Origin of the sequence: Halomonas sp. AOP7-E1-9 (assembly GCF_052376035.1) — a bacterium.
GTDB classification, from domain to species: Bacteria; Pseudomonadota; Gammaproteobacteria; order Pseudomonadales; family Halomonadaceae; genus Vreelandella; species Vreelandella citrativorans.
The window spans coordinates 1-632 of the sequence record NZ_JBQSVC010000095.1; the positions used below are offsets into that span (position 1 = coordinate 1).

Below are 632 nucleotides of genomic sequence, written 5' to 3' on the forward strand. Positions count from 1 at the left end.
TCATAATTGCTTCCATCCCAAGCACTTAATTGCAAAGTTGCTTTGGCCACAAATATTGTGTATAGAGAGGCGCACAGGACAAAGAAACCAGATAAAGCAGAAACGCCTAATCTCTCCAAATTTACCTTCATGGTATTATGGTGTTTTAGTTCATCTTTTTTTATGTGCTTTTTAATATATTTCCTTAGTGAAATATAGGCGAATGCAGAAATTAAAAGAAGCGATAGGCAAGAATAAAAGTTATCACCAATTTCTATTTTGAAGTAAATTGATAGCAGTAGAGAAAGGGAGATGATTATCACGAAAGATACAGAAGAAACTAAAAGGAAATTTTTGTACTTTTTTTCTTTTCCAGATGGAATGTAGGCTCTAAACATGTGGTTAGAGAGTATTAATATAAATGATGGGATGGAGAAAAGTACAAACGCTACCATGCCAAATATTGTCCCGAACGCTATAAGATATACAAAAGAATTGTTTTCCGTCAGGGAGGCAATAAAAAGATCGGTACGCCCAATTAAGTGAAAATAAAAATATATAAAGATAAGATGTAAAACCACACCTAGGCTTTGTACGAAAAGTTGGCTCGCAAGCAACGCTCTATGCAGGCTACGCATACCATCGCTCTGAAA

General features: G+C 35.1%; 1 protein-coding gene. It reads right to left on the reverse strand.

The window, feature by feature from the left end:
• Nucleotides 1-617: hypothetical protein (locus tag ACT3R4_RS18455; RefSeq protein WP_496201305.1), on the reverse strand; the 617-nt coding region annotated here is incomplete at its 3' end.
• Nucleotides 618-632 lie beyond the last annotated feature (15 nt).